Below are 25,790 nucleotides of genomic sequence, written 5' to 3' on the forward strand. Positions count from 1 at the left end.
TTATCACGTATTAGTTTAAATAGTTAAATATTATGCAGCATTCTCAAGAACACAATGTTTTTAAGACCTTACTTAAACAGCAACGGGGGATCTTTATTGCCAAGCTACAACTCATCAAGCCTGGAGAGAAGAGACCTAGAGAGAAGTGGAAGGACTTTACTGACTGGTTTAACTGGGTCATAATGGAGACAGAACTTTATGATTATAGATACCCAGTAAAGGGCGCGTATGTTTGGAGACCATATGGCATGAAGATCAGGAGATTGGTAGAGACTTACGTTAGATTCCTACACGATGAGACAGGGCATCAGGAGGTATTATTCCCTGTATTCATACCTTATGAATTTCTCGCAAAGGAGAGCGAACACATTAGGGGCTTTGAAAGCGAGGTCTTCTGGGTCAGTAAAGGTGGTGCTAATGAGGAGAGACTCGTGTTAAGACCGACAAGTGAGACGGCAATGATGCCCATGTTTAAACTATGGATTAAGGACCACACAGACCTGCCCTTCAGGGTTTACCAAATAGTAAGTGTGTTCAGGGCTGAGACGAAGGCCACTAGACCCATGATTAGGCTTAGGGAGATATCGATGTTTAAGGAGGCTCACACAGCACATGCAGACAGGGAGGATGCAGAAAGACAGGTTAGGGAAGCCGTGGAGATCTATAAGAAGATATTTGATTACCTCGGTATACCATACCTAATTAATCAAAGGCCTGAGTGGGATAAATTCGCGGGTGCTGTTTATACCATGGCATTTGATACCGTGATGCCTGATGGAAAGACAATGCAAATAGGCACTGTTCATTATTTGGGCACGAACTTCTCTAAGGTCTTTGATGTTAAATATCTAACGCCAAATGGTGATTGGGACTATGTCCACACCACGAGTTATGGGATTTCCGAGAGAGTTATTGCAGCTATGATTGCTATGCACGGTGATGATAAGGGTCTTGTACTACCGCCAAACGTAGCGCCTATACAGGTTATTATAATTCCCATAATGTACAAGGGAACAGAGGAAATAATCCTAAGGGAGACCAGGTCCATACAGGAGGAACTCAGTAATGTGGGCATTAGGGTTAAGATAGATGATAGGACTGATAGAACGCCGGGTTGGAAGTACAATTATTGGGAAATGATGGGTGTACCGCTCAGGATAGAGATTGGGCCTAAGGATATCGAGAATAGGCAAGTGGTACTGGCTAGGAGGGATACACTGGAGAAGTATGTTGCTCCACGTGATGGTATCGTTGACACGGTAAGGGAATTATTGAACACAATAAATGATAATCTGAGGAGTACGGCATGGGAGTTCCTTAGGTCCATGACTACCAAGGTTACTACAGTGGATGAGGCTAGGAAGTGGCTTGACAGGGGTGGTGTTGTTGAGGTTCCCTGGAGTGGTGACAATGATTGCGGAATGAAGATTCAGCAATTACTTGATGCTGATGCATTGGGTGTGCCTTTGGATAAGGATGCGAGTAGGGATATTAATGGCTTAAGGGATTTAGCATGTAGTGATAAGCAGGCGAACTACTGGTTGAGAATCGCAAGGAGATATTAAATCAAAACCTTTAATAAATTAAGCAACATTAATGATATGATGAAAACCACGTTATTAATTGCAGTTATGATTGCGGCGGTAGTAATCATAGGCGCAACTACGTATCTTGCGTTATCAATGAGAAGTAGTCCTGAATCAGCCATTTTAAGTACTAGGGAGTTATTATCGAGAAATGTATCGTTAACCTACAATATAGTAGTAAGTCCCGCATTTATTATAAATAATGAGCTACCAGGTATTTCGGGTATTCCATTTCAGTCAGGGCAATTAATGGGTGTCATTACGATATCCAGAACGCCAATAAATGATGCAACCGTAATAAATGGCACATTATCATTTGGACACCTTGTAAAGACGGGCAATAATTTCGACCTTGCTTTCTGGAGGTATGATGATGAGCTTTGCTACGCCATGGAGCTCAATTTCCTAGGTCAACAAACAATAACTCATTGCGCTCCTTACATGAACGTAACCAGGTATGTAACAACAGTGCTTAACGAAAGTAAGTACATAGGTACTGGTATGTGGAATAGTAAAACCACTTATTGTTTTACGGCCACAATCACAATAACACCAACTCAGGGTGGAGTACAGGAATTACCATTAATAATTAATGTGACAGAACTATGTATTTTAAGTAATGGTATTCCGACTAACATATCAATATATGCATATCCTGAACATCAGATAGGATTTAGTAATATGTTCATGAACATAAATATGACCCTCCTGAGTTATTCATTTACGTTTAATCAATACGAATTCGCGCAAGTAACGAGAGGGCTCATACCATAGTTACTTAAATTGGTATACTTAACGATAGGATCCTAAATAGAATTATGCCTATCTGGGAATTCATTGAATTGTGTAAATATACCTCTTAACTTAACCTTGATTGAATCTATTACTTATAGCCTTAAGTATCCTTGTAGTGCTACATAGTGGGCAATCAACATAGTCATTAAATCTAACGACCTCGATATTGCCCAATTCCCTCTTCATCAATTCCTCTCTTAACGAATTCTCATTAAATGGTTGATTAGGACCAAGTAATATTATGTTTGGTCTTTCCTCCTCAACTACCCTGAACATGTCATCCTCATAGCCAAGTCTAGCCTTATGAACATAAACAATATTACTAACAACCTCCAGTCTCTGTTTCTCGGGTATGATAACGTCCCTATTCTTAATTCTTCTAACCGTTGAGTCACGGGCAATCACTGCAACGACTCGGCCAAGAGTCCAAGCATGCCTTAGGTAGGCTATGTGCCCTGGATGAATTATTTCAAATGTACCAGCAACAAACACCTTATTCTGAGCCCTCCTGATTAAGTCATCCGTCTTACTCCAGTTAAAGTGGGCAATTCCAAGTAGCCTTAATGCGTCGAGTAGGCCCTCGGCGTATGCAATCGTTGCTAATGCATTGAATTGATCACCCCTTGACAGGTAATATATCGAATCCTTTAGATATGCCCTTGCTATCTCAACTATATCATTCTTAACACCCTCCCTCTCTATTTGATCAAGTGCATTAGCCACATTCCTTATGTACGCGTCTATCCTAGTTTCAGGATTTGCAGCCTCCATGGCTCTTACGTGAATGCATAATCCCTATATAGTTAATAAACCTTCCAGCGTGGTAATAGTAAAATTATATCGTAGTATTTTGATTAAAGGATTAATTGAAGGTGGCACTCACTCCCTAAGTGTCTCTAGGGATATGAAGGTCTTTGTATCCTCAATACCCTCCATCATGCTTAATACACGCAATATATCATTTACATTAACCTCCCTTGTTATTAGTATTACATCATAATCACCAGACACCCTATAGGCCTTCTCAATGGGTAGCTCTTTAATCTTCTCGTAAATTATCGTTCTATACCTAGGCTGCACCTTAACGAGTATTATCGCCTCATTAGAACTCATTCTTAATACCCTAAGCGCCTTATCCGTTACATCAACGAATTCACGGCCGGTCCTTATTAACCCAAAGTCCTTAAGCTTCTTAAGGTGAACACTAAGTGCCTGCCTAGTCATCCCCAGTTCCCTGGCCAGCTCATCCTGATCCGCATATACCGTGTACACCTTAAGCGGGACAGCCTTTTTAAGTAGGTATTGAAGAACCTGGAGTTGTCTTTCGGTTAGTTGCCTCTCGATTTCAGCCGGTGTCGCCTCTCCACTTGATGTGGTTATGGAAGCCATAGTAATCTACCAAAATATGCATCTTAGTCTAGTATAAAAAGGTTATTCCTAAATATTATATATGAACCATTAGATAATCTACCGTAAAAAATAAAGACCATTAATTACATACAGGTAATAAACAAATTATTCACTTAGTATAAGGTATAAAATCGATAGTTAGTGTGGATTTTCCTCATTAAATAAATAATGATACAAGGAGTACTCTAACAATCAAGAATATTAAGATAATTACTAATACTATAATAACCGAGACATCAAATAACCTAAGAGCTGATTTCAACCTAATTATATCAGGACCAGGCATATTACTATTAATCCTATATGCACCGACCTTCTCAAGCATAGTTCCCAATGCCCCAGCGAAGGATGCCATAGGCCAACCAGAATTAATACTTCTTACATTATCATGTTCACGAACCGCAATCCTAATGCTATTCCTCCAGTCCAACCCTATCAATGCAGATGCTACTAATATTACTATAGATGATAGTCTTGCGGGTATGTAATTCAATATTGTGTCAATCTTGGCGGAAAACCAACCAACATCCTCGTAGGGCCACCCTCTATAACCGACCATGGAATCCATGGTATTGGATAATCTTTGGAGTAAGGCTCCTGGCAATCCAAACAATGCGAAGTAAAATAAGGGCGAAAGAAGACCATCAACAAGGGATTCAGCTAAACTTTCAATCACAGCCGACATTAAATGGGCAGCATCTAGCTCCCAAACATTCCTTCTAACGATTTCTTGTGTGAAAGTACGTGCATTATTTAAATCCCCCGACTCAATACTCCTCATTATTTTCTTAGCGTAGTCTCTCATTAGCTTTATAGAAAATGTTAACTTCAAAAAATATGCATAAACGATAATGCCTATCACGATATTAATTACGATTAGAACACGTGGTATTAAGTAATAAATAATTGCTATTGGAACTACGGAAGCGAACCACAGGAATACACCGTAATGTTTACCACCTGGTTTAAATAATTTATATGCTATCTTCCCACAAAGAACAACAGGATGAATGTTTATGAAAATACCCTTAGGTTCACCAAGTATCAAATCTAATATTACTGATGCTATTAGAATAGTCACGTAATATAGTATTAATAGTTCAATTATCATAATTACCCTATAGGCCTTGTATTCTTTATCAACCAAGGCAATACATCCTTAAAGTAATTTATGAATGAGTCGAGCTCAAACAATGGATTTAGCACCTCTGTTTTTGAACATGACGAGTTCACAGTATTTACTATCTCTTTGTAAATTACGCCACGAGTTAAAACCACAGGTATTACCCTATCTGGGCAATGATTACTTACGTACTCCTCTAATGTTTGTTTAATCTTAAGAAACGCAACGTCATGCAAGCCTAATTTACCAACGTCATTTATAAACCTGGGATTTGTATCCCCATGAAATACGTATAAGCCAGGCCCCATACTTAGTAAAAATTCCTTAATTCTTGGCCATCTCAGTAGTGGTGGTGTCCTAAAACCCGTCATAAGCACAGCCTTTTCATAATCCTTACCGTATCCAACAAATAACGGCATATATAAATCACCAATAGTATCACTTACTAGTGGTTTGGTGTATGAAATAAACGCGTAATTAACACCAACCCTACTCGCAAAGTACCTTACACTACTTACGTAATCGCTATCCTGTGATCCATGAAGCACGATTATTATTTTCACATTAATGCCAAGTGTCACGTTAATGTAATACATATTAAAGCTTAATATTTTCATGAAATTAGGAAGATTTATGAGAGTTAGGGCATCGGCATTAGTGCTTTATTACCCTACCGTGCTCATCATAGTGGCAATAAGTACGGTAATAGCCCTATTAACGCCTAGCTATTATGCCTTAATCCCTGAATTCATATTATCCCTAGTATTTATCTATGTGCTTGCCAAGTTGCATAGGGGATTAGGTATTGGTTACTCCTACGTATTCGTAATAACATTAATAGTGTTAATTAGTTATGCCTCTGTATTTTTAATAAGACCCGAATTAATCTTAAATAAGGCACTTATCGAAATGAAGCAAAACATAGCTAGGGGATTTCTTTACATTATTATTTACTTATTTGTTTCATTATTACCCGATAGCGCCACGGATTTAGTTGGTACATTACCCACATTCATTCTTGCAACGGCAGTCGCAGTACTGGAGATTAGACTTAGGTATTACTTACTAGCGGGTATTTTAACTGGCATAGTTGGTATTGGGGTATCTACTGTATTTCTATCCCTAATGTATAACAGGATTATAGTAACGTATGGATTATCCGCAATGACCATGGGATTATTAGGAGTTGTCTTAATGGCTTCATTAATAAATGTAGTAAAGAAGCCCGGTAAACCAGTACACGTGTTTAACTTCTTAATAATACTATATACGATTTATGAATCAATATGGTTATTGATACCACTACCACCTGTGCTTGTGATAGATGGTTTTGGGATTAATAGGTTAGGTCACTTCATAAGTATGCTTGCTGGGATTATTATTGCAATATTTATAACCTAAAGGTAGTGATTATTCATTAATGAGTAAGGCACAGGGAGTTAGGGCTTGGCATGTACTCCTTAGCATAAGCCTGTTGCTATACTTAGCTAATGCCAGTATACTTATTTATTTTCAATTTGAGTATTATGAGAACACCAGCTTCATAGAGTCAATAATGTCCTCGTTACCCTCAATCTACATATCAGCGCAAATCAATGAGACCCTTCAGCAGGGTTTTATTGGGTTATTGGGTACGATATCAATAATCCTAGTATTAATAATGATGTACTTAATAACCAGCACGTTTCAGGATAAGTCTCATGAAATAGGTAGATCAATGAGAGTTGTGCTACTTATCCTACTCTTGATTCAAATATTTCTAGGTAATACGGGGCTTTTACTCGGTTTAATAATTGGCTTAGTTGGTTTAGCATTAATGAGGTGATTAGTAATGAGGGTTTTAATAACTGGTGGTGCTGGTTTTATTGGTTCATTCCTAACGGAAAAACTTGTAGAGTCTGGGTTTGATGTGATTGTGATTGACAATCTAAGCTCTGGAGACCTAGGAAGGCTTAGTGATGTAATAGACAGGATAAGATTTGTTAAGGATGACCTAAAGAACCCTAGTGATCCCGAGGCTTTCCAAAACGTTGATACTGTATTTCACCTTGCTGCGAACCCCGAGGTTAGGATATCGGTAACTGAACCAAGGACGCACTTTGATGAGAACATATTGGTTACATTTAACGTACTTGAACTTTCCCGTAAATATGGCATTAAGAATATTGTCTATGCATCATCTAGTACGGTGTATGGTGACGCTAGGGTCATACCAACACCTGAGGATCACCCAATACAACCCATTAGTATCTACGGAGCTGCTAAGGCAGCTGGTGAGGTAATGTGCGGAACCTACGCTAGGCTTTATGGAATGAATTGCGTGGCTCTTAGGTATGCGAATATTGTTGGGCCTAGGCTCAGGCATGGTGTGATTTATGACTTACTAATGAAGCTTAGGAAGAACCCAGAGGAGCTTGAGGTTCTTGGTGATGGAACTCAGGAGAAGTCATACCTATACATAACTGATACGATAAACGCCACATTAATGGCTTGGGAATATGCTGTGAAGAATAGCGGTGTTTATGTGTATAATGTGGGTAATTGGGATTTAATAAACGTTAGGGAGATAGTCAATATTATTGTTAAAGTATCAGGTTTTAATCCGAGGATTACGTACAGACCAGCGACACCAGATGGCAGAGGATGGCCGGGAGATGTTAAACGAATGTTATTATCCATAGATAAGATAGTGAGGGAAGTTGGTTGGAAACCAAGTATGAGCAGTAAGGATGCTATTGAGACAACGGCTAAGGCTTTATCACAGGAACTTGGTGTTGGCGAATGGTTAAAGTCCTGATTCTTAGGGCGTCAGGAAAGATAAGGCCAATTTCGATAAATGGCGTTGATATTATACAAATACCTGTCATTAAAATCACGCCTAATGAGGATGTGATTAATAAGATATCCCTTGAGGATGCTAATTATATAATCATAATGAGCACGACAGTGGTAAAGTACCTAGGGAACGCCTTAGGGAAGTTGGGTGGTAGCGTAAGGGTCATTGGCGTGGGACCACAAACATGCAATGAGGTGGAGAAGTTGGGTGTCAAGTGCGAGATGCCCAGTGAATTCTCAAGCTATGGCATTATTGAAATAATGAAGAAATTACCACGAGGAAAGGTGGTGATACTGAGGTCATTAAGGGGCAATGACTATGTGAAAAATGAGCTTCAGCGAATTGGTTATGACGCAGTTGAATATGGTATTTATGACTTAACACCCGATCCAATCAGTGTTGATATTGCATGTAGGCTTATTAATTACGTCGACTACGTGGTCTTCATGAGCTCCATGACTTATGAAGCAATGAAGGATTGCACTAAGAACGTGCTTAAGGGCAAGACTGCAGTAGCCATTGGCAGGGTTACGGCAAATCGAATGAAGAACGATGGCATAAATGCATTAATACCAAGTGAATACACGCTTAACGGTATTTTGAGGGTGCTAATTAATCACTTAATGATTAGTAGTGAATCGCTTGATTGAATTACGAAATCATTACCTGGATTAAGAATAACCTCATTACCCCTAACTACACCAATGACTAAATAATTTAACTTCGACTTAATCATTTGCATGACATCTATGAAGCGTGATCCAACATACTCATCGGCCTTAATTAGGCCCAGGTTACCCTTATTAATTATGTTCATTAGTACTGATGATAAACCACGATCAAAGACTTCATTAGCTATCATAATGGTCGTGAAGGAGCCCAGGGAAATCACAGAATTAGCACCGGCCCTTAATACATAATCCCTATTAACTTCATTAAGAACCTCAGCAATCACATAAGCGTCAGTATTCAACTTCCTAACACTCATGATTAATAATATAACCTTCGCATCGGCTGTCTTAGTATCAGGGTCATTAAATGGAAGTATCACTACCGTAGAGGCCTTATCAACACCAGCCCTTAACAAGTCATTAGTATTGAATGGATCCCCGTGAATGAACTCAACATCGGCAGGTAATGACGACGGCTTATCACCATTATTCAGGTAAAGAATATCAACGACCTTACCCTTTCTATTCATTAAGTCGATAATGACATTAATAACCCTTAAGGCTCTATCAACATCACCAATCACAATAATATGCTTACCCTTTGAGGTTGTGTGTTGGCCCATGCTCCTCATTATCGCAACATTAGTTAATTCAGTGGCTATTGAGGCTGTCAGTAGGCTTATTACGGCAATACCCACGGGCATAATAATCATGTCAACCACCTTACCAAGGAATGTGTTAGGTACAATGTCGCCATAACCAACGGTTGTTATAGTCTCCATCACGAACCAAACAGCATTAAAATAATTGTTAAATCCAGGGTTCTTACTATACTCAATCAAATACATAATAAGGGCGCCAATGAATAAAATAGCCAAGAACAAAATTAATGAGTAAAATATAACGCTTCGGGCAATCCTACGAAGCCTTTTCAAAATCCTCAAAGCAGTAATAGGTATAACCATAAACAATTACCATGAGTTAACGACCTATTAAAAGATTACTTAATTCCTAGTATGTCATTATTTGTTATTCGCAATTTGCAATGAATATATAGTCATTATATTAAAATCACTATATCTAACTATTCTTTTTCCTTACCAAAGTAATCTTTATATTGTTCTCTAAGCACTTTCTTATCGAATTTTCCAGTGCTCGTCTTTGGTATTGACTCAACAAATAATATCTCTGGCAGCTGCCATTTTACAAACCTACTTGACAAGTGATCTAGCAACTCCTTCCTTAAGGCATCCTTATTCTTATCCTTATACTCAGGTTTTAAGACCACGAAAGCCAATGGTCTCTCACCCCACCTTGGATGCGGTACTCCAATTACTGTAGCCTCATAAACTACTGGGTGCGCCATTAGGTAATTCTCCATATCAACACTTGATACCCATTCACCACCGCTTTTTATTAAATCCTTGAGCCTATCTACGATCTTCATATACCCATCCTCATCAATAACAACTGCATTACCACTTTTCCACCAAATATTAAATCCCTCTCCATAGAATGAATCAAACGTCCTCTTATCGTTAAAGTATTCTCTAATGGCCCAGGGACCCCTCTCAAGTAACTCGCCAGGTGTCTTTCCATCCCAAGGAACATCATGTCCGTATTCATTAATAACCTTATGCTCCATGGGAAATATGGGCAAGCCCTGCTTAGCCCTATGTGACCAATACTCATCATTCCTCATTTTACTAAGTACCTTAGGCTTAATCACGTAGATATGGGTAAGCGGAGAGGTCTCTGTGGATCCATACGCATGTATAACCTCAATACCAAATTCACTTAAGCCACGCATCATAGCCACTGGTGGCTCTGAGCCGCCGCTCACGACCTTCATATTAAAATGCGGTTTAGGATCCATAGTTCTTAAGTAATTAAGGATTGATATCCATACGCTGGGGACACCGTTTGATCGCGTGATCTTCTCGTTAATCATTAAATCAATAATGGGTTTAGGATCATTGGTGCTCCATATGCCAGGAAAGACCAGTTTTGCACCAACCATTGTAGCCGCAAAGGGCATGCCCCAACCATTGACGTGATATAACGGAACAAGTTGTAACAATGAGTCACTTGGGCTCATGGAAAATACCTGGTGAATAGCCATGGTATGTAACACGAAGGATCTATGGGAATAATAAACACCCTTCGGCATACCCGTAGTACCTGATGTGTAGCATGCACAGCATGCAGATCTTTCATCAATAAACGGGAAATCGTACTTATCACCACTCCTTATTAAGTCCTCATAGTCATAAACCCTTAATTCACCTAGTTCAAAGGACCCATTAGTTTTACCCATTACTACTACTTTCTCAATATGCCCAAACTGTGGAATAATACCCTTAAATTGAGCCAGTAGTGGAGCATCTATAAAGAGCACCTTAACCCTTGAGTGATTGGCAACATGCACTATTTCAACAGGTGATAACCTAAAATTCATCTCAACGAAAACTGCACCAATTCCTGATACGGCATAGTATAACTCATAATACCTATGAGTATTAACACCAAGGGCACCAACCCTATCACCAGGCCCTATACTAAGCTCATTTTCAAGTACATAAGACATCCTCTGAACTCTATCATAAACATTACGATACGTTAACCTAACAATATTACCATCAACGTCCCTAGACACAACCTCATTCTCACCAAAGTATAAAGCAGCATGCCTTATTATTGCATGAACATTTAACGGATAATCATCCATCATGGTCGACGGAAAACCCCTAATAAAACGCATAGTTATTATTTATTTAATTATTTATAAATTTTATCTTATAGATCTGAATTTAGAGCATTACACATGTAAAAGATAAATAAAATTAAAATCTAAGTAAAATGACTTATTTTAAATAATTCACAATAATATTAGAATAATGATAGAATTGGTGGGCCCGCCGGGACTTGAACCCGGGATCTCCCGCGTTCTTAGATATGGTCCTCGTCAGGCTTAGGCGGGGCTTCATGCCCCTGGGCATCCTACCAGGCTAGACTACGGGCCCTCGATCCTTTCCTAACTGTGTTGTTTTTAAGGTTTTAGTTTCATTTAATATGTTAGAGTAATTCCTTAATAATGCATGGTTGTTGCGGTTTTAATGCCTGAGGTTGTGGCTTTAGGTGAGCCTCTGGTTCAGTTTAATGCCGTGACCGATGGACCGCTTAGGCACGTTACCTACTTTGAGAAGCATGCAACTGGTACCGAGGCTAACGTCTGTGTTGCCCTGGTCAGACTTGATGTTAGTTGCGGGTTAATAACGAGGCTTGGTGCTGATGAGTTTGGCTTGTTCATTTATAATTGGCTTAGGGGTGAGGGCGTCGATGTTAGTCACGTTAAGTTTGATCCCGAGAGGCCCACGGGTATTTACTTCGTTCAGAGAAATTACCCAATACCAGGTGTTAGTGATGTGCTCTATTACAGGAGAGGTTCTGCGGCCTCTGCTCTAGGCCCTGATGATGTGGACCCAGACTACGTTAGTGGCGCTAGGGTTTTTCACACGACGGGTATAACCATGGCCATTAGCGATACTGCCAGGTCAGCTGCGTTTAAGTGTTTAGAGGTTGCTCGTAGTAAGGGCGTCACTACGTCGTTTGATGTTAATTATAGGAGGAAGCTGTGGGCTAACGTTGATGATGCAATTAATGTATTGTCTAAGGCCCTTAATTTTGCAGATATTGTGTTTCTCGATGAGGACGAGGCTAATCTACTGCTCGGTATATCCGCCATTGATGATGTGTTTAGGGAATTACGCTCAAAGTTTGGTATTAATAGAGCCGTGCTTAAGCTTGGCCTTAAGGGCTCAGTGGCATATTGGGAGGGTAGGATTGTTAAGGTTGATGCCTTTAGGGTCCCTGTTAAGGATCCGATTGGCGCTGGTGATGCCTATGCAGGTGTTTTCCTTGCATCAATACTTAGGGGTCATGATGTGGAGAAAGCAATGAGAAGAGCTTCAGCTGCGGCTGCCATGGTCGTGATGGTTAGGGGCGATGAGGAGAACCTGCCTAGGGAGGGTGACCTGAGGAGGTTTCTCGAGGGTTATGGTAGGCAGGTGGACCTTAGGTAAATCGGTTTTTAAATACTGAACTGCCTAATGCGTGTGCGTAAGGCATTGGTAGTTGGGATAAATGACATTAGCATTGTAGTTGCTAGGCTATTGGTTAGTAATGGTTATGATGTAAGTATGATTGCAAGTAATGAGAATGAGGCAAAACTGGGTAGGGGTGTCCCTGCCTATGTCTATATTGGCAATTCAAGGAATGAATCCATTCTTAGGAATGCTGGGATTGATGAAAGCGAGGTTGTGGTTCTATCCATGGACGATGAATCCAACCTAGAGGTTGCCAGGATTGCTAAGTCGAGGGGTGTGCCGACAATAATAGCATTGGTTGGTAATAAGGAAAAGTACCTCGATGCGTTCATTGAGTTAGGTGTCTATGCAATACCTATTGTTGATGCTGTACTGTCGAAGATTGCTCATTACTTAAAGTTACCGTTTAAACAATTGCTCTATTCAGATGATAAGGTGCAGGCATATTACGTCGTGATTAGTTCGGAGTCGCCATACATAAATCAGGAGGTGAGGGATGTGGCAAGGAGGTGCGGTGTTGCAATACCACTGATTATAAGGGGTGAGGATGTGATAATTAGTGATGAGGAGCTTAGGATTGAGTCTGGCGATAAATTATTTATTGTTGGTGCCTCGGACTTCGTGGTTAAGTGCGTCGAGAAGATCTATTAAGTAGGTACAGTAATATGCCTATGGATAACCATGACAGCACCACTAACACATACACCGACTTAATTAGGATTATGAGAGCAATTGAGAATGTGTATATGGCGATACCAATAATCGACACAATAGGTATTTCTATCCGTTTTATGACTATGCTAGGCATCCTGAGGTAACGCACTAGGTGAGACTCCTTATTTCTGAATATTATTAGTGCGATCATGGTCATTAAATACACTATAGTCGAAGCTATTGCGTAGGAGTCCGCGATAAGCTCAACACTGCCTGGTATCACGAATAGCATTGCTATTAATGATGAAATTATTATTGCTAAATGGGGCGTTCTATACCTACCATGGACACTACTTAACCTGCCTGGCAATAAGCCATCTTCGCTCATTACGTAGATGCTCCTTGAAAAGTCCACAATACCAGCATTTACAGATATTAGAAGCACTATTGCTATTGATATTGAGATATAGGTAGACAAATACGTATTATGGAGCAAGTACCTTGCCAGGGCGCCTATGGGATCACCAACATTACTGGAAACTATCGTTAACGCGCCCGATAATATTGTCAATAATGATATTAGCAATGCCACAGTTGTTGATAATACGGAGACGCCAATTATCGCCCTTGGTACCGATATGTAGGGAGTCATGGCCTCCCCCGTTGATTGCGCAATAACATCAATACCCGTGTAACCCCTAAATGAGTATGTTAATCCATGAATTAAATAGTCATAATTGAATGATAACCTGGGTATAACAATCCCGTGACTAATTACCAGGTAATAACCGAATACCAATAATGTCATTATTCCAAGTAAATCAATTGTCAGTAGGGTTAGGTTAAAACGTGCGGAGGTCTTTATCCCAAGTATATTTATCACCATTATCATTATTATGACTAGGATTGACAATACAGAGTCCATAGGCCATCGCGAGACAGAGGGAATTATTACGCTGAGGTAATTAATCGTGCCCAGGGCGCCATATGCAATCATTAGTATTTGGTCAAAGCTCAATAACCAACCTGCAATGAAGCCCCAGGTACTACCCAGTTCGCGGTGGATGTAATAATAGGCGCCGCCGGTCCTTGGTATTGAACTTCCAAATTCCGCGTATGCCAGTCCAACGAGCCATAGGGATAGGGATCCTAGGAGCATCGTTATTGGTAGTAAGGGTCCTGAATTAAGTGCGACTATGCCTAGCGTGAAGTAGTAGGTTGATGATACGTCCGAGTACCCAAGAGCCAGTAACTCTAGCGTGCTTAAGTCCCTCTTTAACCATGTAATTCTTTCAGTCATTAGGGTTAAAGCTCACCTGGTTTCAATGGTTTAAAAATAATGAGTGGGGCTTTTTCATGGAAATTTCGCGGTGGTTTCTTCAACATACTTTTTAAGTAATATTGCCATGATGCAGTTGGGTGGTTCAAGTGAAGGGTTGGGTTATAGGTGCTATAGTGGTTGTAATAGTAATAATAGGAGTGGTTGCCTATCTAATGCTTGGTGGGCATGGCATAGGCATAATACTTAGCGGAACTACTAACCCAATAAGCCAGGTATACGTCTATTTATCTGATAAACCCGTTAAGGTTGATCACCTATATGTAACAATAAATGAAATTGCCTTTCATAAGGAGGGTGGTGGCAACGATACTTGGGTAACCTGTAGCCTAACGCAAACAACCTTTGATCTGGTGCAGCTAGTTAATACTAGTCAACTCGTTGCTCAGTGTTCGTTGACTAATGGTACGTACAACATAATACGATTATACGTTACTAGCGTCCAAGCATACGTTAACGGGCAGGTCTATAACTGCACGTTACCGAGTGGTAAGTTCGAAATACCCCTTGAACCAAGTCCTATAGTCGTTAATGGTACTAACTATGATGTTAGTATCGATTTTGGCGCAGTGAATAATGTTGCCATCACTGGTAATGGTAAGTGTGTAGTAATACCAATAATTCATGCATCAACTGAGAAGCATTCGTAAAATCTCTCCACAACCATCAAAATCATTCAAAATCATTATCGCATTTTACTAAAGGTTGCAATAAGGTTGCCGTTTAGTTGCCTGTGCGCCTTTACGATATGGTTAAAGACTGTTGCAGAGCTAACTTTCTTGATGTATAGGAAGAGACCAAGGACTAGGGTTGAGATATACTCGGATATAATACTGTCCCTCGATAAGATGGGTAATTGCGATAGGTTAAGTAGGCTTGCCTTGATGGTTGGTGTGCCCTACGATAGGTTAATACGTTACTTAAATGAACTGAAGAACCTAGGTCTGATTAGGTGGGAGCCATACTCAGGGGTTTACCTTACTAAGAAGGGTTTGGAGGCACTAATCAATGCCCAGGGTAATAGGGATAACTTAGTCCTTATTCTTACTGAGCTTGTCCAGGGTGTTAAGACCATTATGTAAAATCAAAACATTAGTAACACCAGCCCTCCTTCTTTCAATAATTCCCTTAGCCTCAAGTCTCTTCACAAGTCTTGACACTTGATACTTACTTAGCCCTAACTCACGCCCTAATTCCGCCTGGGTCATCATACCACCCCTCTTACGTATTGATTGCAAGGCCTTTCTTTCTAAACTTGATAGTGCAATACCGCTTATGGCATCGATACTATTGTCGTGATTATCGATATTCACCATTAAATTACCTCGATACCTCACATTATCCCTATATTTACTGTTTAATACTAGTGAGGAGTAAATAAGTATTGAGGCTATGGATGATAATATAGCCGTTAATATAATGCTCATTATTATATCATACGCCAATACAGGGCTTGTGAATGGTTGTATCGACCCGATTACCTTTAATGCGCCATCAGGGCCAACAGCCACTATAGGTACTTTAAGGCTTAGGAACAAGCTATCGTATAACTTAATTATTAGATATATTGATAATCCCATAAGCGCCATACCAATCCACAGTTTATAATTCCTCATGGTTGTCCACTCAGTCATATCAATATCACTATTAATAATTTCATGAAGGTACTTAAATTTTCTCCTCTTCATAGATAACCTCCTCCCCGCCCTTCAAGAGATTGAGTTTCTACCTTAGGGTCTTGGGTGTTAGTCCCTGATGGGGCTTAATGGTTTCACACCGTTAATCGTTACATGATGACCCAATATTCTACGCCTTAGTCTCACTTCGACGCACTTAAAGCCTCACCTTTTAGGGTTGGGGTGAATCGTCTTTAAATATTATCATGCATATCTTTCTTTTCTCTTAATTCCTTTGGTTTTTCGTTATTTCCCACGTATATTGCAGTGCTGGCAATAGCTTTGATGAAAACCTTAATGGGTTTAATTAGAATTGCACCAATGAGCATTGCAAGGAAGATCGATTAGATGGTAAGGATTATTTTACCCTACATTATTAGTCTCTCAGTGAATGTATTCATAGTATCCACAATGAGTGATTCAGGAAAGACAGTGATAGTTAGTGCATTATTAAGGATTCTCAGCACCAGGGGTTTTCACGTATCACCATTTAAAGCCCAGAACATGTCGCTCAATAGCTACCCATCCATTGAAGGCGGTGAAATAGCGCTGGCTCAGGCCATGCAGGCCTATGTGGCTGGTGTAAAACCCAGTATTTACCATAACCCAGTCCTAATAAAACCCATGTCGAGTACCAAGGCAGAGTATATAATACTTGGTAAATCAAGGGCTCAATTGCTCTTTAATGAGTACCTCAATAATGGTGCGATTCGACGTCTCGCAATTAACGCTGTTAAGGCGAGTATACGTAAGTTGACCGAGGATTTTGACCTAGTGATTGGTGAGGGTGCTGGATCAGCCTATGAACCTAACCTGGTTAGTAGGGATATAGCCAATTTCAGACCTGCCGAGTGGCTTAGGGCCAACGTATTTGTTGTCCTAGACATTGATAGGGGTGGTTCATTCATTCAAGGCCTTGGCTTAATGAGTTCATTACCACCAAGGTGGAGGAAACTGGTTAAGGGCTTTATCATTAATAAGTTCAGGGGGGATGAGAAATTACTGGGTACAGCTATAAAGTGGCTTGAGAAGAAGACGGGTAAGCCCGTCCTTGGGGTTTTGCCTTATGTTGATGATTTATGGTTATGGCCTGAGGACTCCATGGATCTAAGACCGATTGGTAACGGGCCACTGGATATTGCGTTGATTGCCTATCCATACGTTTCAAATTTCAATGATATTTACTCATTAATTCTTGAGGATGACGTCACTGTCAGGATTGTTAGAAGCCCTAGGGAATTAGGTGAGCCTCACCTCATTATATTACCTGGCTCTAAGAATGTGGTTGCGAGCCTTGAGTGGATGAGGAGGGTTGGCTTGGACAAGGCATTGATGAAGTTCAAGGGTTCAGCCGTTATTTTAGGTATATGTGGTGGTTTTCAGGCCATGGGCAAGGTACTGAGTGATCCATATGGGCTTGAGGCTGGTACTCCTGGTAATTATGATGGGCTTGGTCTCATTAATGTTAATACAATCTATGGCGCTGATAAGATAGTATCATTGTCAAGAGCAGTTGGCCTGAGGGGTGAGATAGAGGGTGTCGAGATCAGTGGTTATGAAATACATAGAGGTGTTCCTCAATATGTAGGTGATGATCCATTAATAGTAATAAGGGAGAGGAACGGGAGAGATGTAGAGCAAAAAGATGGGGTATTTAGGGAGGAGGATTTAATGATTGGAATAACGCTGCATGATTCGTTAGGTGATCCGATCTTTAGGAACTTCGTGCTTAATATGGCCAGGGAGGTTGCTGGATTACCTAGACGTAATTCACTTGAATTATCGAGTATTGAATTATTGTTGAGACAAATTGACAAGTTTTCCTCGATAATTAAGAATACATTAGATATAGATTCTATGATTAATGATGGGTAATACGTTGATATTTACGCGGTAATTATTGTTATTTTTTAGGGTATGTTTAAAAGCGATTTAGTTCTGGGAATTGCTATATGGAGAAGTGGCCTGAAAGGAAGGAGCCTTACTTCCACCCTGCCGTTCTGGAATTTGAGAAGTTTGTTAATGATCAGGGAAAGTACTTGGAATTCCTTAGGGAGTGGCTCGTGCACTCATGGAGGTGGGCTAGAGAGGATAAGTATAAACTCGTCTTCAAGGTTCAGGCCGAAATAATTGATGCCCTAAGGGACTTCCTCAATTCGAGAGGTTTTACTGAGGTCCTGGCACCAATAATTGGCCCAGTAACTGACCCAGGGATTAGAGGCGCTAAGCAGGCTACCGTGGACTTCTACGGCATGGAGTACAAGGTAATGTCGAGCGCCATACTCTATAAGCAATACATGACTGCTTCGCTCGGTAAAATCTACTTCCTAAGCCCAAACATTAGGTTTGAACCCAATGACAGTGTATTCACCGGTAGGCACCTAGTCGAGTTTTACCAATTGGACCTCGAGGTTTATGGCGCCACTTACGACCAAGTGATTGACCTTGCCGAGGACATGATAATATACGTTATTAAGAGAGTTAAGGATAACTACGGTAAAGAACTCGAGATAAGACTCAATAGGCAACTTCCAGACTTCAAAAAGCCATTTAAGAGGTATACGCATAAGGAGGCTGTGGAACTTGTTAATGAGCTAGGCTGTAAGAACCCACCAAATACTGAGATAAGGTGGGAATGCGAGAAATTCCTTTCGGCTTATCATGAAAATCCACTCTTTATTATTGACTATCCAAAGGGAGCTAGGGGGTTTTATGACAGAGAAGATCCACAGAGACCCGGCATACTCAGGGACTTCGACATGCTTTATCCAGAGGGCTTCGGCGAGGCAATTAGTGGTGCTGAGCGTGAATATGAACCCATAAAGGTCATTGCCAGGATGAGGGAGGGTGGCGAGGATCCAAATAAATATAGGTGGTATCTAGAAATGCTTAAGGAGTCATACCCATTAAAGACCGCTGGATTTGGTATAGGCATAGAGAGACTTACTAGGTACGTGTGTGGCTTGAGAGCTGTTTGGGAAGCTAGGCCGTATCCTAAGGTTGCTGCAATTGGCCCAGCACCATAATTGCCGAGTTAATCTCACTATTCTAAATATACACAATGTTCTCGCATGAATGAGGCGGCGTAATGCTTTATAAACTAAGTAATTCCTGTGGATTAATGCAGGAACTCACCTTCACAACATCTGTGGTTGGTAGCTTCCCAAGGCCTAGGTGGCTAATCGAGGCCTTTGATAGGTATAATAAAGGTGAAGTCAGTAAGGAGGAACTTGATGAATACTTGGATGATGCTGTTAAGTTGACCGTTAAGGAGGAGGAGTTGGCAGGACTCGATGTATTAACCGATGGAGAGCAGAGAAGGACTAGCTTCGTGGCGTTTGTTGGTCAGAAAATACCTGGATTTAGGTTGATTTACGTGACTGATATTAATCCAAGGGCAATAGAAATAATGAAGCAATACAAGGCACAACTAACCTACTGGAGGGCAGTTGCTGTTGAACAAATAAGGGATTCAGTAATAGCTCTCGACGAATTCAAATTCACTAAGTCCGTCACTGATAGGAGAATCAAGATCACATTACCAAGTCCATACCTAATCATGTGGGAGACCTGGGATGCCAAATACTCAAGGCAGGTATACCCACAACCTGAGGATCTAGCCCAGGACTACATTAAGGTGCTTAGGCAAGAGATCATTAGGCTTAGGGATGCTGGTGTGGACTTCATACAACTTGATGAACCAATGCTTGGCGACTTAACGGAAGCAAAGGAGAATGAACCTGATAGGTATAGGAAAGTTATTGAGGCAATACATGGGCAGAAGTACAGGGGTTTCAAGAACGAGCTTTACCTAGCCAGGGACTTAGTGAATGAGACCGTCAAGGGAATTGATGGCGTAAGGATTGGGATGCATATGGATAGGTGGCCAAACCCGGACTCGCCATTCTATGGTATAGGCTTTGAGAGATTAGCACCCGAGGTTTATGATATAAAGGTTAGGCAGTACGTGCTTGAGTATGCAAGTCCAGGTAGTGGTGACCCAGCAGTATTTGCTAAGGATTTACCCAGTGATAAGGAGCTTGGGCTTGGCGTTATTGATGTTAGGAATCCACAGGTTGAGGATCCACAAATCGTCGTTCAAAGGGCTGAGAGGGTTGTGAAAGTTCTTGACCCAAGGAGGATATGGCTGAACCCTGACTGTGGGTTTGCGCCTGGTATGTATAGGAAGTTTGAGAGGAGGATAGCCTTCTCCAAGATACGCTCAATGACCGAGGCAGCAAGAATATTAAGGAAGAAATATGGCGAGAAGTAAGGATCACTTCTTTGAATGATGAGTACGGACCGGCTCGATAAAAATGAAGAGTGCTATCCTTGCTGATCAAAACAAACCCTAGGCATGAGTCAGTTAGGATACCCATCGTCACTAATCAGTTCCCAATTCATCATCATTCCGCTCTAATACCACAAGGTCTCTAAGTGGTTTTTACGCTTTAATGCCATTATTGATTAGATGATATCTCATCTCACTGAGTTTAATGGTGACGTATTCCTTAGAAATATATTAGTGAAAGGTTATTATAGTTATTAGGCGTTGATTCACCGTGACTGGAGCCTTAATAGATATTTTAAACATGACTGGCCAGTTAATAGCAATACTTAACCCAATAGGCGCCATACCAACATTATCCATATACATAATAAACATGGAACAAGAACAATTAAGGAGGGTCTACCAACTAGTTGGTATCAGCGTACCTTTACTAATGGTGATATTCGCAGTCGGCGGCAGGTACATACTACAGGCCTTCGGCGTTAACCTGGACGCCTTCAGGATTGCCGGCGGCGTATTGCTCATGGGCATTGCCATGGAAACCCTAATGGCCGGCGGTCCCAGAGCTGTTGGTGCCGTTAAGGAGCCCGAGGAATTCGTGCTAGTGCCAATAGTGACACCACTACTCGTTGGTCCAGGCACAATAACCGAGTTAATACTATTCTCGGCACTATACCCAATATACGAGGTCATAATAGCTGCATTAATAAGCTCAGTAGTCACATATGCAGTAATTAGGTTCTCACAACCACTACTCAAGAGACTGGGCAGCAATACGCTTAAGGTACTTGGCAGGTTCATGAGCCTGATAATCGCCGCGCTTGCCATAGGAATGATACTGACCGGTATTACAAATTACATAGAATCATTGCATATTAGTTAAGTTAAGTAATGAAATAAATAAAAACTTCCTGCCTAGCCAATACGTGAATACGATCAGATACCGTCCTCTTATAAATGCTTTTGAACCTAAATGCATTTTTATCCTTAATGAGTGAGCCCGTGCCGATACATGCTGAGGGTATATTCACAATGGGGATCGACGGCGGCGTATGGGAGAACCTCATTTTTGAGTACTTGGATGAGAATCATTACTACAGGGGCTTACTGAGGAATAGGGAGGGATTACTTAATGAGTTGAGGACTGTCATGAGGAATATGCAGGGCTTCCTGGATGAGGAGACTATTAAGATTAATGGTGAGGTTGTTAGGGCTAGGGTTATTGATGTTAGTCTCGGCTTTAGGGGCTCCTTCGATAGGCCCTACCTAGAGTTTTACATATACTTCAAGGGTAATCTGAGGCGTGGCGTTAATAGGTATGAGAATTACTATGAGGAGGAGGTTGCCGAGTATGATTATGAGATTGTCTGGTTCTTCCCGCCGGGTTTTAGGATTATTGAGTATGAATTTGCCGGGGAAGGCTCGGTAATGGGTGGTGGAAACATCCTGAGATTAATCGTGAGAAAAGGCCTTAAAGTTGGTAATTATGAAAGTATTATATTTGAGGTACCTTAAAATTTATAATAAACACTTTCAGGGTGCTATTGAATGCGTTCCTTATAATTTCCGGTATCATTGTTTGGTTGATACCTACGTCGCTGAATTTCGTAAATCATCGGCACAATGATCACTATTAGGGATAAACACCGCTATCATGATTACACCCTCCTAAAGTTCGATAAGCCCATACCCATTACTTATCCCGGATTTTCAAAGCCTTTTCTGCAAAAAGCCTAGTGTGAGTGAAATGCTGCATAATTAAGGTAACCTATTTCAAGAAGGTGCCGTGCTAATTCAAGCTCCTTAACTGCCTCTTCACGCATTTCCTTTAACCCTTAACTCTAGAGTAGTTTATATCCTTAAAACGATTTATATCATCATAATCGTGCAAATTTTCATAACGTTAAGTACTTACTCAATTCATCATTGTTTATTATACTTCTTAGTTGTTCGCGATCCTTTATTGGCCTTGCCGCAATTATTTTGTTCAGTATTTCCCTGCTCATGTGAGGGATATACTTAAGGAGTCTCTTTGGTGCCTCATTAACGTTAACTGGGTATGGCACGCCAATCACAGATCTAAAGCCGTGCTCAGACACGACAATGTCAATCCACCTCCCAAGCTCTATCTTGGTGGGTATGTAAATTAGCAGTGGGTATGAACCTACCTGCCTTGCGTACGTCCCATCCCCATAGTGAGTCTCTGTGAATACTCTCCTTAGTATTGTGCCCTTTGGCACAATCCTCCTGAGCATCTCATGGTCGAAGTTCCTCCTAACCCAGTACTTGAAGGCTAGGAAGTACTTCCTGTGAACCCTCAGTAATTGCCTAATCTCATCGGCTTGATTCCACAGCGGTGTCGGTGGTAGCACAAGGACCTGCCTAATGTTAACCCTCCTAACCCAAACATCATCATTAAGCAATCTCCTTAAGAATTCAATGTTTAACCTAAAGGTCTCCTTAGTCTCGCCGGGCAAACCAATGACAAAGTTAATGCCAGGCAGTAGCTCAGGCATTCCATTCCACCCCCTAACCCTACCCAACTCACTAATCGTCCTAACTGCGAAGTAGGCTTCGTCAGGCATCACCTTTAGGTTGTTCAATTTGACAACCCTTGGATCAGCGGTCTCGATACCCATCGCAGCCACGTCACCGGGCGTGTGGTACTTCATCAATACCTTCGTAACCTCAATACTCTCCCTGGGCCAGTGATAAACGGTGCCTGGATTAACATTGTCAATGTGTAGAGTCTCCAATTCGGGCGCCACGTTCCTAATACCAACGAGTAACTCCTCAATAGCCCCTGGGTTAGGCCTTGGGAATTCCAGCTTACCTGTGTCGTGGGCCATGTAAGTGTAGAAGTCGGCCTGCCTACCAAGTCTGAAGTGCCTAACCCCAAGACCATACAATGCCTCAACCTCTGCAATAATGGCCTTCACCTCCCTATACCTAACCGGGCCATACCTAACCGTGGCGCAGAAGGAACAACCACCTGAGATGTACCTTGGGCAGGACTTGTAGGTTTCAAGCTCAATGATTAAGTTCTTACCGTAATTGGGATGCTGTGTAACTATACGTGAGCCCAACACCGCAAATTGATTGATTAATTCATAATCAATGTGCATTAGGGCTGGCGAGACCTTCGATAATTGGTAATTATTTCTTAGTAATTCATAGATTACTAAGTCTACGTCACCCGTAACCACCAAGTCATAATACCCCTGGAACTTACTCCTTGGAATTGCTATTGTACCACCTGCCGAACCATAACCAAACCTAGCCACAGGGCCACCGAGAATCCTTATGGGTCTGGTAATTACACCTGTGATCTTCTCAATTTCCTCAAGCCTTATTGGTTCACCACCAAGATACTTACCTGGCGTTACGATGCCCGCTATGATAATGAGTACATGGGCTTCATTGGCAATCTTAACGAAATTAACCCAATCATTTCTAACCTGGTCAATAGTGAAGTACTTAACATCAATAGACTTATCAACGCTCCACACAGCACCAGCAATATAACGTGGATAAACATCTAGGTATGGTGGTACACCAAGTCCAGCTGGTTCATCAGTATACCCATCGAGTATTACCACTCGGTCCATGTCCCTATTGATTTTAATTTAAGGAACCTTTATATTTTTCATTGTATTATCAATAACTTCAACATACTCCAGGTCATTAAATATACCTGCCTGTTCATCAATGACCTGCCTCATGTACTCATCAAATGCTTGGCTCATGTAACTATAAACCTTCTCAACTTTTTCCTTAAATTTCTCATTACTAATTGGGTACACCCTAAGGCCAACCCTACCAAGGGCACTACGTACAATCATCCAGTGAGCAATAACCTCTTTATTATATAACTTAGAGATATCATTCCAACTAAGAAACCTATTATATAGCCAGTAAATCTCTCTCGTGAAATTCTTGGTGATTACGGCAAAGAACCTCTCTTCTCTACTCCTTATGGCTTCCCTACATGTATTAACGTCACTTAAGTACCTACGTAATTCATCATACAACTCCTCGCGGTTATTGTATATGGATATGTTGGTTATCGCCATTGTGAATTCCCTATCTTTAAGGAGGGCATTACAATCCTCATTAACATAAAGCCAAAGTGCTGTAGCCACGCTATCGAGAACACCCCTGAAAAATCTCTCCTCAAGTTCCCTTAAGTCACCCTCGAACACACTGCTTGAGTACTCGCCATCGAGCATTGCCTTAAGTCTCTTGAAGTCGACTATCCCTGCAAATACTAATTCGCCATTAATGAAAATACTCGGTACCGATCTAACTCCTCTCTCCATTGCGGTGTACGGATCCCTAGAGGTATCTATTATCTTAACAATATCTAGGTAATTCCACTGCTTCAGTAATCTAATTAATGTATGGCATGTTGAGCAGGTTGGGTGTATGAAGATCTCTATGTTTGTTTTGTTCACGGCATCGCGGTTAATAGCAACTTATTTTTAAGGGAATCGCGATTGCCATTAAATCCTTCACCCTGTGGCATTAATACCCAGTGAGTTGAGTAGTGTTGTTGCATTATTACTTAGGTAAACCCCATCCTGAATACTAGTCACTTGTAATGTTTGCGTAAGGTTTAATGGTGCTGAATAACCACTAACACTTAGTGTTGTGAATACACTCAGCTTTATTAGAAGTGGTACTCCATCCTGCGTCATGCATATCTCACTTGTAACATTTACAGGGACTGAACCAAGTCCCGCCTGGACGGCACTGGGCATTACACTTCCCAGTGTTGTGACATTCCTTGAAGCATAACAATATGCACTATACCCAAGTATTTTCTGGGTACCAATTAATGTGAATGATGATGAATTAACTATGGGGAGTGCTAGGTATACTAAATTGAATGTCTGATTTGCAGGAAAACAACCAGCGTACATGGGTTCGGCTACACACTGCACTATCGTTCCATTACTTAATTGCGTAGTTACTATGTAAAGGCTCATTTGAGGAGAGCTCGTGGTCGTAACAACTATGTACCTATCCATAGGTCCTCTCTGGCTATATAAGAAGAGGTATTCTTCAGTACTTACCTGCCCAGCTATATTTGAATAAACATAATAATTATAATTAGCTGTGTATGTATTATTATTGGTATAAGCAAATAATTCGTTAAAACTAGGACCTGTTGGTTTATAAATTATATGCGGGACAAAGACTAAAATCAGGACTACTATTACCACTACCACTATCGCTGTTATTAATACGTACCTTAAATTCATAATACATTACCGAGGATTTCACGCCAACCTATTAATAAA

Annotated in this window: 26 protein-coding genes and 1 tRNA gene; 15 read left to right on the forward strand and 12 right to left on the reverse strand. The window is 40.9% G+C overall.

The features are described from left to right. Positions 1-32 precede the first annotated feature (32 nt). Both proS and ACP5L5_RS05485 read left to right on the forward strand, forming a co-directional pair. Positions 33-1,565, forward strand: coding sequence for a proline--tRNA ligase (gene proS, locus ACP5L5_RS05480; RefSeq protein ID WP_428762198.1), 1,533 nt, complete (start codon positions 33-35; stop codon positions 1,563-1,565). Between the two features lie 39 nt (positions 1,566-1,604). Further along, positions 1,605-2,360: a hypothetical protein gene (locus tag ACP5L5_RS05485; RefSeq protein ID WP_428762200.1), complete on the forward strand. Its 756-nt coding sequence runs from the start codon at positions 1,605-1,607 to the stop codon at positions 2,358-2,360. A 90-nt stretch (positions 2,361-2,450) separates the two neighbouring features. Here the strand turns inward: ACP5L5_RS05485 and ACP5L5_RS05490 are convergent, their stop codons facing one another. From ACP5L5_RS05490 to ACP5L5_RS05505, 4 genes are all read right to left on the reverse strand, one after another. Further along, positions 2,451-3,152 (reverse strand): DUF357 domain-containing protein, encoded by a 702-nt coding sequence (locus ACP5L5_RS05490; protein WP_428762202.1) that lies wholly within the window; start codon positions 3,150-3,152, stop codon positions 2,451-2,453. Positions 3,153-3,260: 108 nt separating this feature from the next. Next, a complete protein-coding gene (locus ACP5L5_RS05495; protein ID WP_273304214.1) occupies positions 3,261-3,770 on the reverse strand; it encodes an Lrp/AsnC ligand binding domain-containing protein in 510 nt (169 codons plus the stop codon). Positions 3,771-3,948: 178 nt separating this feature from the next. After that, on the reverse strand, positions 3,949-4,938 hold the full coding sequence (locus ACP5L5_RS05500) for a cobalamin biosynthesis protein (protein WP_428762204.1): 990 nt from the start codon (positions 4,936-4,938) through the stop codon (positions 3,949-3,951). Beyond that, positions 4,905-5,495 (reverse strand): sirohydrochlorin chelatase, encoded by a 591-nt coding sequence (locus ACP5L5_RS05505; RefSeq protein WP_237699639.1) that lies wholly within the window; start codon positions 5,493-5,495, stop codon positions 4,905-4,907. The genes ACP5L5_RS05500 and ACP5L5_RS05505 overlap by 34 nt, the downstream gene beginning before the upstream one ends. Positions 5,496-5,547: 52 nt before the next feature. On the opposite strand from ACP5L5_RS05505, the gene ACP5L5_RS05510 reads away from it, so the two are divergent. The 4 genes from ACP5L5_RS05510 to ACP5L5_RS05525 are packed head-to-tail and all read left to right on the forward strand — an operon-like array spanning position 5,548 to position 8,400. Next, a complete protein-coding gene (locus tag ACP5L5_RS05510; RefSeq protein ID WP_013605205.1) occupies positions 5,548-6,315 on the forward strand; it encodes a hypothetical protein in 768 nt (255 codons plus the stop codon). A 19-nt stretch (positions 6,316-6,334) separates the two neighbouring features. Then, a complete protein-coding gene (locus ACP5L5_RS05515; protein WP_428762206.1) occupies positions 6,335-6,739 on the forward strand; it encodes a hypothetical protein in 405 nt (134 codons plus the stop codon). A gap of 6 nt (positions 6,740-6,745) precedes the next feature. Continuing rightward, positions 6,746-7,711 carry an NAD-dependent epimerase/dehydratase family protein gene (locus ACP5L5_RS05520; RefSeq protein ID WP_273304205.1) on the forward strand — a complete coding sequence of 322 codons (966 nt, stop codon included), beginning with the start codon at positions 6,746-6,748 and terminating at the stop codon, positions 7,709-7,711. Then, positions 7,696-8,400 (forward strand): uroporphyrinogen-III synthase, encoded by a 705-nt coding sequence (locus tag ACP5L5_RS05525; protein ID WP_428762208.1) that lies wholly within the window; start codon positions 7,696-7,698, stop codon positions 8,398-8,400. The genes ACP5L5_RS05520 and ACP5L5_RS05525 overlap by 16 nt, the downstream gene beginning before the upstream one ends. Here the strand turns inward: ACP5L5_RS05525 and ACP5L5_RS05530 are convergent. The 3 genes from ACP5L5_RS05530 to ACP5L5_RS05540 form a co-directional block, all read right to left on the reverse strand. Then, positions 8,367-9,386: a potassium channel family protein gene (locus tag ACP5L5_RS05530; protein WP_428762209.1), complete on the reverse strand. Its 1,020-nt coding sequence runs from the start codon at positions 9,384-9,386 to the stop codon at positions 8,367-8,369. The genes ACP5L5_RS05525 and ACP5L5_RS05530 overlap by 34 nt on opposite strands. Before the next feature lie 119 nt (positions 9,387-9,505). Further along, a complete protein-coding gene (locus ACP5L5_RS05535; RefSeq protein WP_428762211.1) occupies positions 9,506-11,182 on the reverse strand; it encodes a long-chain-fatty-acid--CoA ligase in 1,677 nt (558 codons plus the stop codon). 146 nt (positions 11,183-11,328) lie between these two features. Next, positions 11,329-11,444: transfer RNA gene (locus ACP5L5_RS05540), tRNA-Val, on the reverse strand. 75 nt (positions 11,445-11,519) lie between these two features. Here ACP5L5_RS05540 and kdgK point away from each other — a divergent pair. Next, entirely contained in the window at positions 11,520-12,503 is a 984-nt protein-coding gene (gene kdgK / locus ACP5L5_RS05545) for a bifunctional 2-dehydro-3-deoxygluconokinase/2-dehydro-3-deoxygalactonokinase (protein ID WP_428762213.1), read from the forward strand. 33 nt (positions 12,504-12,536) lie between these two features. Continuing rightward, on the forward strand, positions 12,537-13,178 hold the full coding sequence (locus ACP5L5_RS05550) for a potassium channel family protein (RefSeq protein WP_428762215.1): 642 nt from the start codon (positions 12,537-12,539) through the stop codon (positions 13,176-13,178). On the opposite strand, the gene ACP5L5_RS05555 is transcribed toward ACP5L5_RS05550, so the two are convergent. Continuing rightward, positions 13,153-14,481, reverse strand: coding sequence for an APC family permease (locus ACP5L5_RS05555; protein ID WP_428762216.1), 1,329 nt, complete (start codon positions 14,479-14,481; stop codon positions 13,153-13,155). The genes ACP5L5_RS05550 and ACP5L5_RS05555 overlap by 26 nt on opposite strands. Positions 14,482-14,609: 128 nt before the next feature. On the opposite strand from ACP5L5_RS05555, the gene ACP5L5_RS05560 reads away from it, so the two are divergent. Next, the gene (locus ACP5L5_RS05560) at positions 14,610-15,170 is read left to right on the forward strand and encodes a DUF4382 domain-containing protein (protein ID WP_428762218.1); all 561 of its coding nucleotides are present in this window, start codon (positions 14,610-14,612) and stop codon (positions 15,168-15,170) included. A gap of 132 nt (positions 15,171-15,302) precedes the next feature. Next, positions 15,303-15,602, forward strand: a complete 300-nt coding sequence (locus ACP5L5_RS05565) for a winged helix-turn-helix domain-containing protein (RefSeq protein ID WP_428762220.1) — start codon at positions 15,303-15,305, stop codon at positions 15,600-15,602. Here the strand turns inward: ACP5L5_RS05565 and ACP5L5_RS05570 are convergent. Beyond that, positions 15,552-16,208: a helix-turn-helix transcriptional regulator gene (locus tag ACP5L5_RS05570; protein ID WP_428762222.1), complete on the reverse strand. Its 657-nt coding sequence runs from the start codon at positions 16,206-16,208 to the stop codon at positions 15,552-15,554. The genes ACP5L5_RS05565 and ACP5L5_RS05570 overlap by 51 nt on opposite strands. A gap of 375 nt (positions 16,209-16,583) precedes the next feature. On the opposite strand from ACP5L5_RS05570, the gene ACP5L5_RS05575 reads away from it, so the two are divergent. The 5 genes from ACP5L5_RS05575 to ACP5L5_RS05595 all read left to right on the forward strand — a co-directional run bounded on the left by ACP5L5_RS05575 (position 16,584) and on the right by ACP5L5_RS05595 (position 22,002). Next, positions 16,584-18,071 (forward strand): cobyric acid synthase, encoded by a 1,488-nt coding sequence (locus tag ACP5L5_RS05575; protein WP_428762224.1) that lies wholly within the window; start codon positions 16,584-16,586, stop codon positions 18,069-18,071. Positions 18,072-18,148: 77 nt separating this feature from the next. Continuing rightward, entirely contained in the window at positions 18,149-19,222 is a 1,074-nt protein-coding gene (locus tag ACP5L5_RS05580) for an asparagine synthetase A (RefSeq protein WP_428762225.1), read from the forward strand. Positions 19,223-19,317: 95 nt separating this feature from the next. Next, a complete protein-coding gene (locus ACP5L5_RS05585) occupies positions 19,318-20,469 on the forward strand; it encodes a cobalamin-independent methionine synthase II family protein (RefSeq protein ID WP_428762227.1) in 1,152 nt (383 codons plus the stop codon). Positions 20,470-20,758: 289 nt separating this feature from the next. Continuing rightward, positions 20,759-21,370 (forward strand): MarC family protein, encoded by a 612-nt coding sequence (locus tag ACP5L5_RS05590; protein ID WP_148224731.1) that lies wholly within the window; start codon positions 20,759-20,761, stop codon positions 21,368-21,370. A gap of 107 nt (positions 21,371-21,477) precedes the next feature. Then, entirely contained in the window at positions 21,478-22,002 is a 525-nt protein-coding gene (locus ACP5L5_RS05595; RefSeq protein WP_428762228.1) for a hypothetical protein, read from the forward strand. Between the two features lie 380 nt (positions 22,003-22,382). Here the strand turns inward: ACP5L5_RS05595 and ACP5L5_RS05600 are convergent, their stop codons facing one another. From ACP5L5_RS05600 to ACP5L5_RS05610, 3 genes are read right to left on the reverse strand one after another with little or no spacing between them, the layout of a single operon-like run. Next, on the reverse strand, positions 22,383-24,095 hold the full coding sequence (locus tag ACP5L5_RS05600; RefSeq protein ID WP_428762229.1) for a radical SAM protein: 1,713 nt from the start codon (positions 24,093-24,095) through the stop codon (positions 22,383-22,385). A gap of 18 nt (positions 24,096-24,113) precedes the next feature. Continuing rightward, positions 24,114-24,941 carry a thioredoxin family protein gene (locus ACP5L5_RS05605; protein WP_428762231.1) on the reverse strand — a complete coding sequence of 276 codons (828 nt, stop codon included), beginning with the start codon at positions 24,939-24,941 and terminating at the stop codon, positions 24,114-24,116. A 57-nt stretch (positions 24,942-24,998) separates the two neighbouring features. After that, positions 24,999-25,751 carry a hypothetical protein gene (locus tag ACP5L5_RS05610; protein ID WP_428762233.1) on the reverse strand — a complete coding sequence of 251 codons (753 nt, stop codon included), beginning with the start codon at positions 25,749-25,751 and terminating at the stop codon, positions 24,999-25,001. Positions 25,752-25,790: the final 39 nt, after the last annotated feature.

Source organism: Vulcanisaeta sp., from assembly GCF_049966235.1.
Lineage (GTDB): Archaea > Thermoproteota > Thermoprotei > Thermoproteales > Thermocladiaceae > Vulcanisaeta > Vulcanisaeta moutnovskia.

Coding starts and splice junctions, on each gene's coding strand:
- ACP5L5_RS05490 (WP_428762202.1), bottom strand. CDS start 3,152: ATGGAGGCTGCAAATCCTGAAACTAGGATAGACGCGTACATAAGGAAT.
- proS (WP_428762198.1), top strand. CDS start 33: ATGCAGCATTCTCAAGAACACAATGTTTTTAAGACCTTACTTAAACAG.
- ACP5L5_RS05520 (WP_273304205.1), top strand. CDS start 6,746: ATGAGGGTTTTAATAACTGGTGGTGCTGGTTTTATTGGTTCATTCCTA.
- ACP5L5_RS05515 (WP_428762206.1), top strand. CDS start 6,335: ATGAGTAAGGCACAGGGAGTTAGGGCTTGGCATGTACTCCTTAGCATA.
- ACP5L5_RS05585 (WP_428762227.1), top strand. CDS start 19,318: ATGCAGGAACTCACCTTCACAACATCTGTGGTTGGTAGCTTCCCAAGG.
- ACP5L5_RS05525 (WP_428762208.1), top strand. CDS start 7,696: ATGGTTAAAGTCCTGATTCTTAGGGCGTCAGGAAAGATAAGGCCAATT.
- ACP5L5_RS05600 (WP_428762229.1), bottom strand. CDS start 24,095: ATGGACCGAGTGGTAATACTCGATGGGTATACTGATGAACCAGCTGGA.
- ACP5L5_RS05535 (WP_428762211.1), bottom strand. CDS start 11,182: ATGCGTTTTATTAGGGGTTTTCCGTCGACCATGATGGATGATTATCCG.
- kdgK (WP_428762213.1), top strand. CDS start 11,520: ATGGTTGTTGCGGTTTTAATGCCTGAGGTTGTGGCTTTAGGTGAGCCT.
- ACP5L5_RS05595 (WP_428762228.1), top strand. CDS start 21,478: ATGAGTGAGCCCGTGCCGATACATGCTGAGGGTATATTCACAATGGGG.
- ACP5L5_RS05610 (WP_428762233.1), bottom strand. CDS start 25,751: ATGAATTTAAGGTACGTATTAATAACAGCGATAGTGGTAGTGGTAATA.
- ACP5L5_RS05565 (WP_428762220.1), top strand. CDS start 15,303: ATGTATAGGAAGAGACCAAGGACTAGGGTTGAGATATACTCGGATATA.
- ACP5L5_RS05570 (WP_428762222.1), bottom strand. CDS start 16,208: ATGAAGAGGAGAAAATTTAAGTACCTTCATGAAATTATTAATAGTGAT.
- ACP5L5_RS05495 (WP_273304214.1), bottom strand. CDS start 3,770: ATGGCTTCCATAACCACATCAAGTGGAGAGGCGACACCGGCTGAAATC.
- ACP5L5_RS05555 (WP_428762216.1), bottom strand. CDS start 14,481: ATGACTGAAAGAATTACATGGTTAAAGAGGGACTTAAGCACGCTAGAG.
- ACP5L5_RS05580 (WP_428762225.1), top strand. CDS start 18,149: ATGGAGAAGTGGCCTGAAAGGAAGGAGCCTTACTTCCACCCTGCCGTT.
- ACP5L5_RS05530 (WP_428762209.1), bottom strand. CDS start 9,386: ATGGTTATACCTATTACTGCTTTGAGGATTTTGAAAAGGCTTCGTAGG.
- ACP5L5_RS05510 (WP_013605205.1), top strand. CDS start 5,548: ATGAGAGTTAGGGCATCGGCATTAGTGCTTTATTACCCTACCGTGCTC.
- ACP5L5_RS05485 (WP_428762200.1), top strand. CDS start 1,605: ATGAAAACCACGTTATTAATTGCAGTTATGATTGCGGCGGTAGTAATC.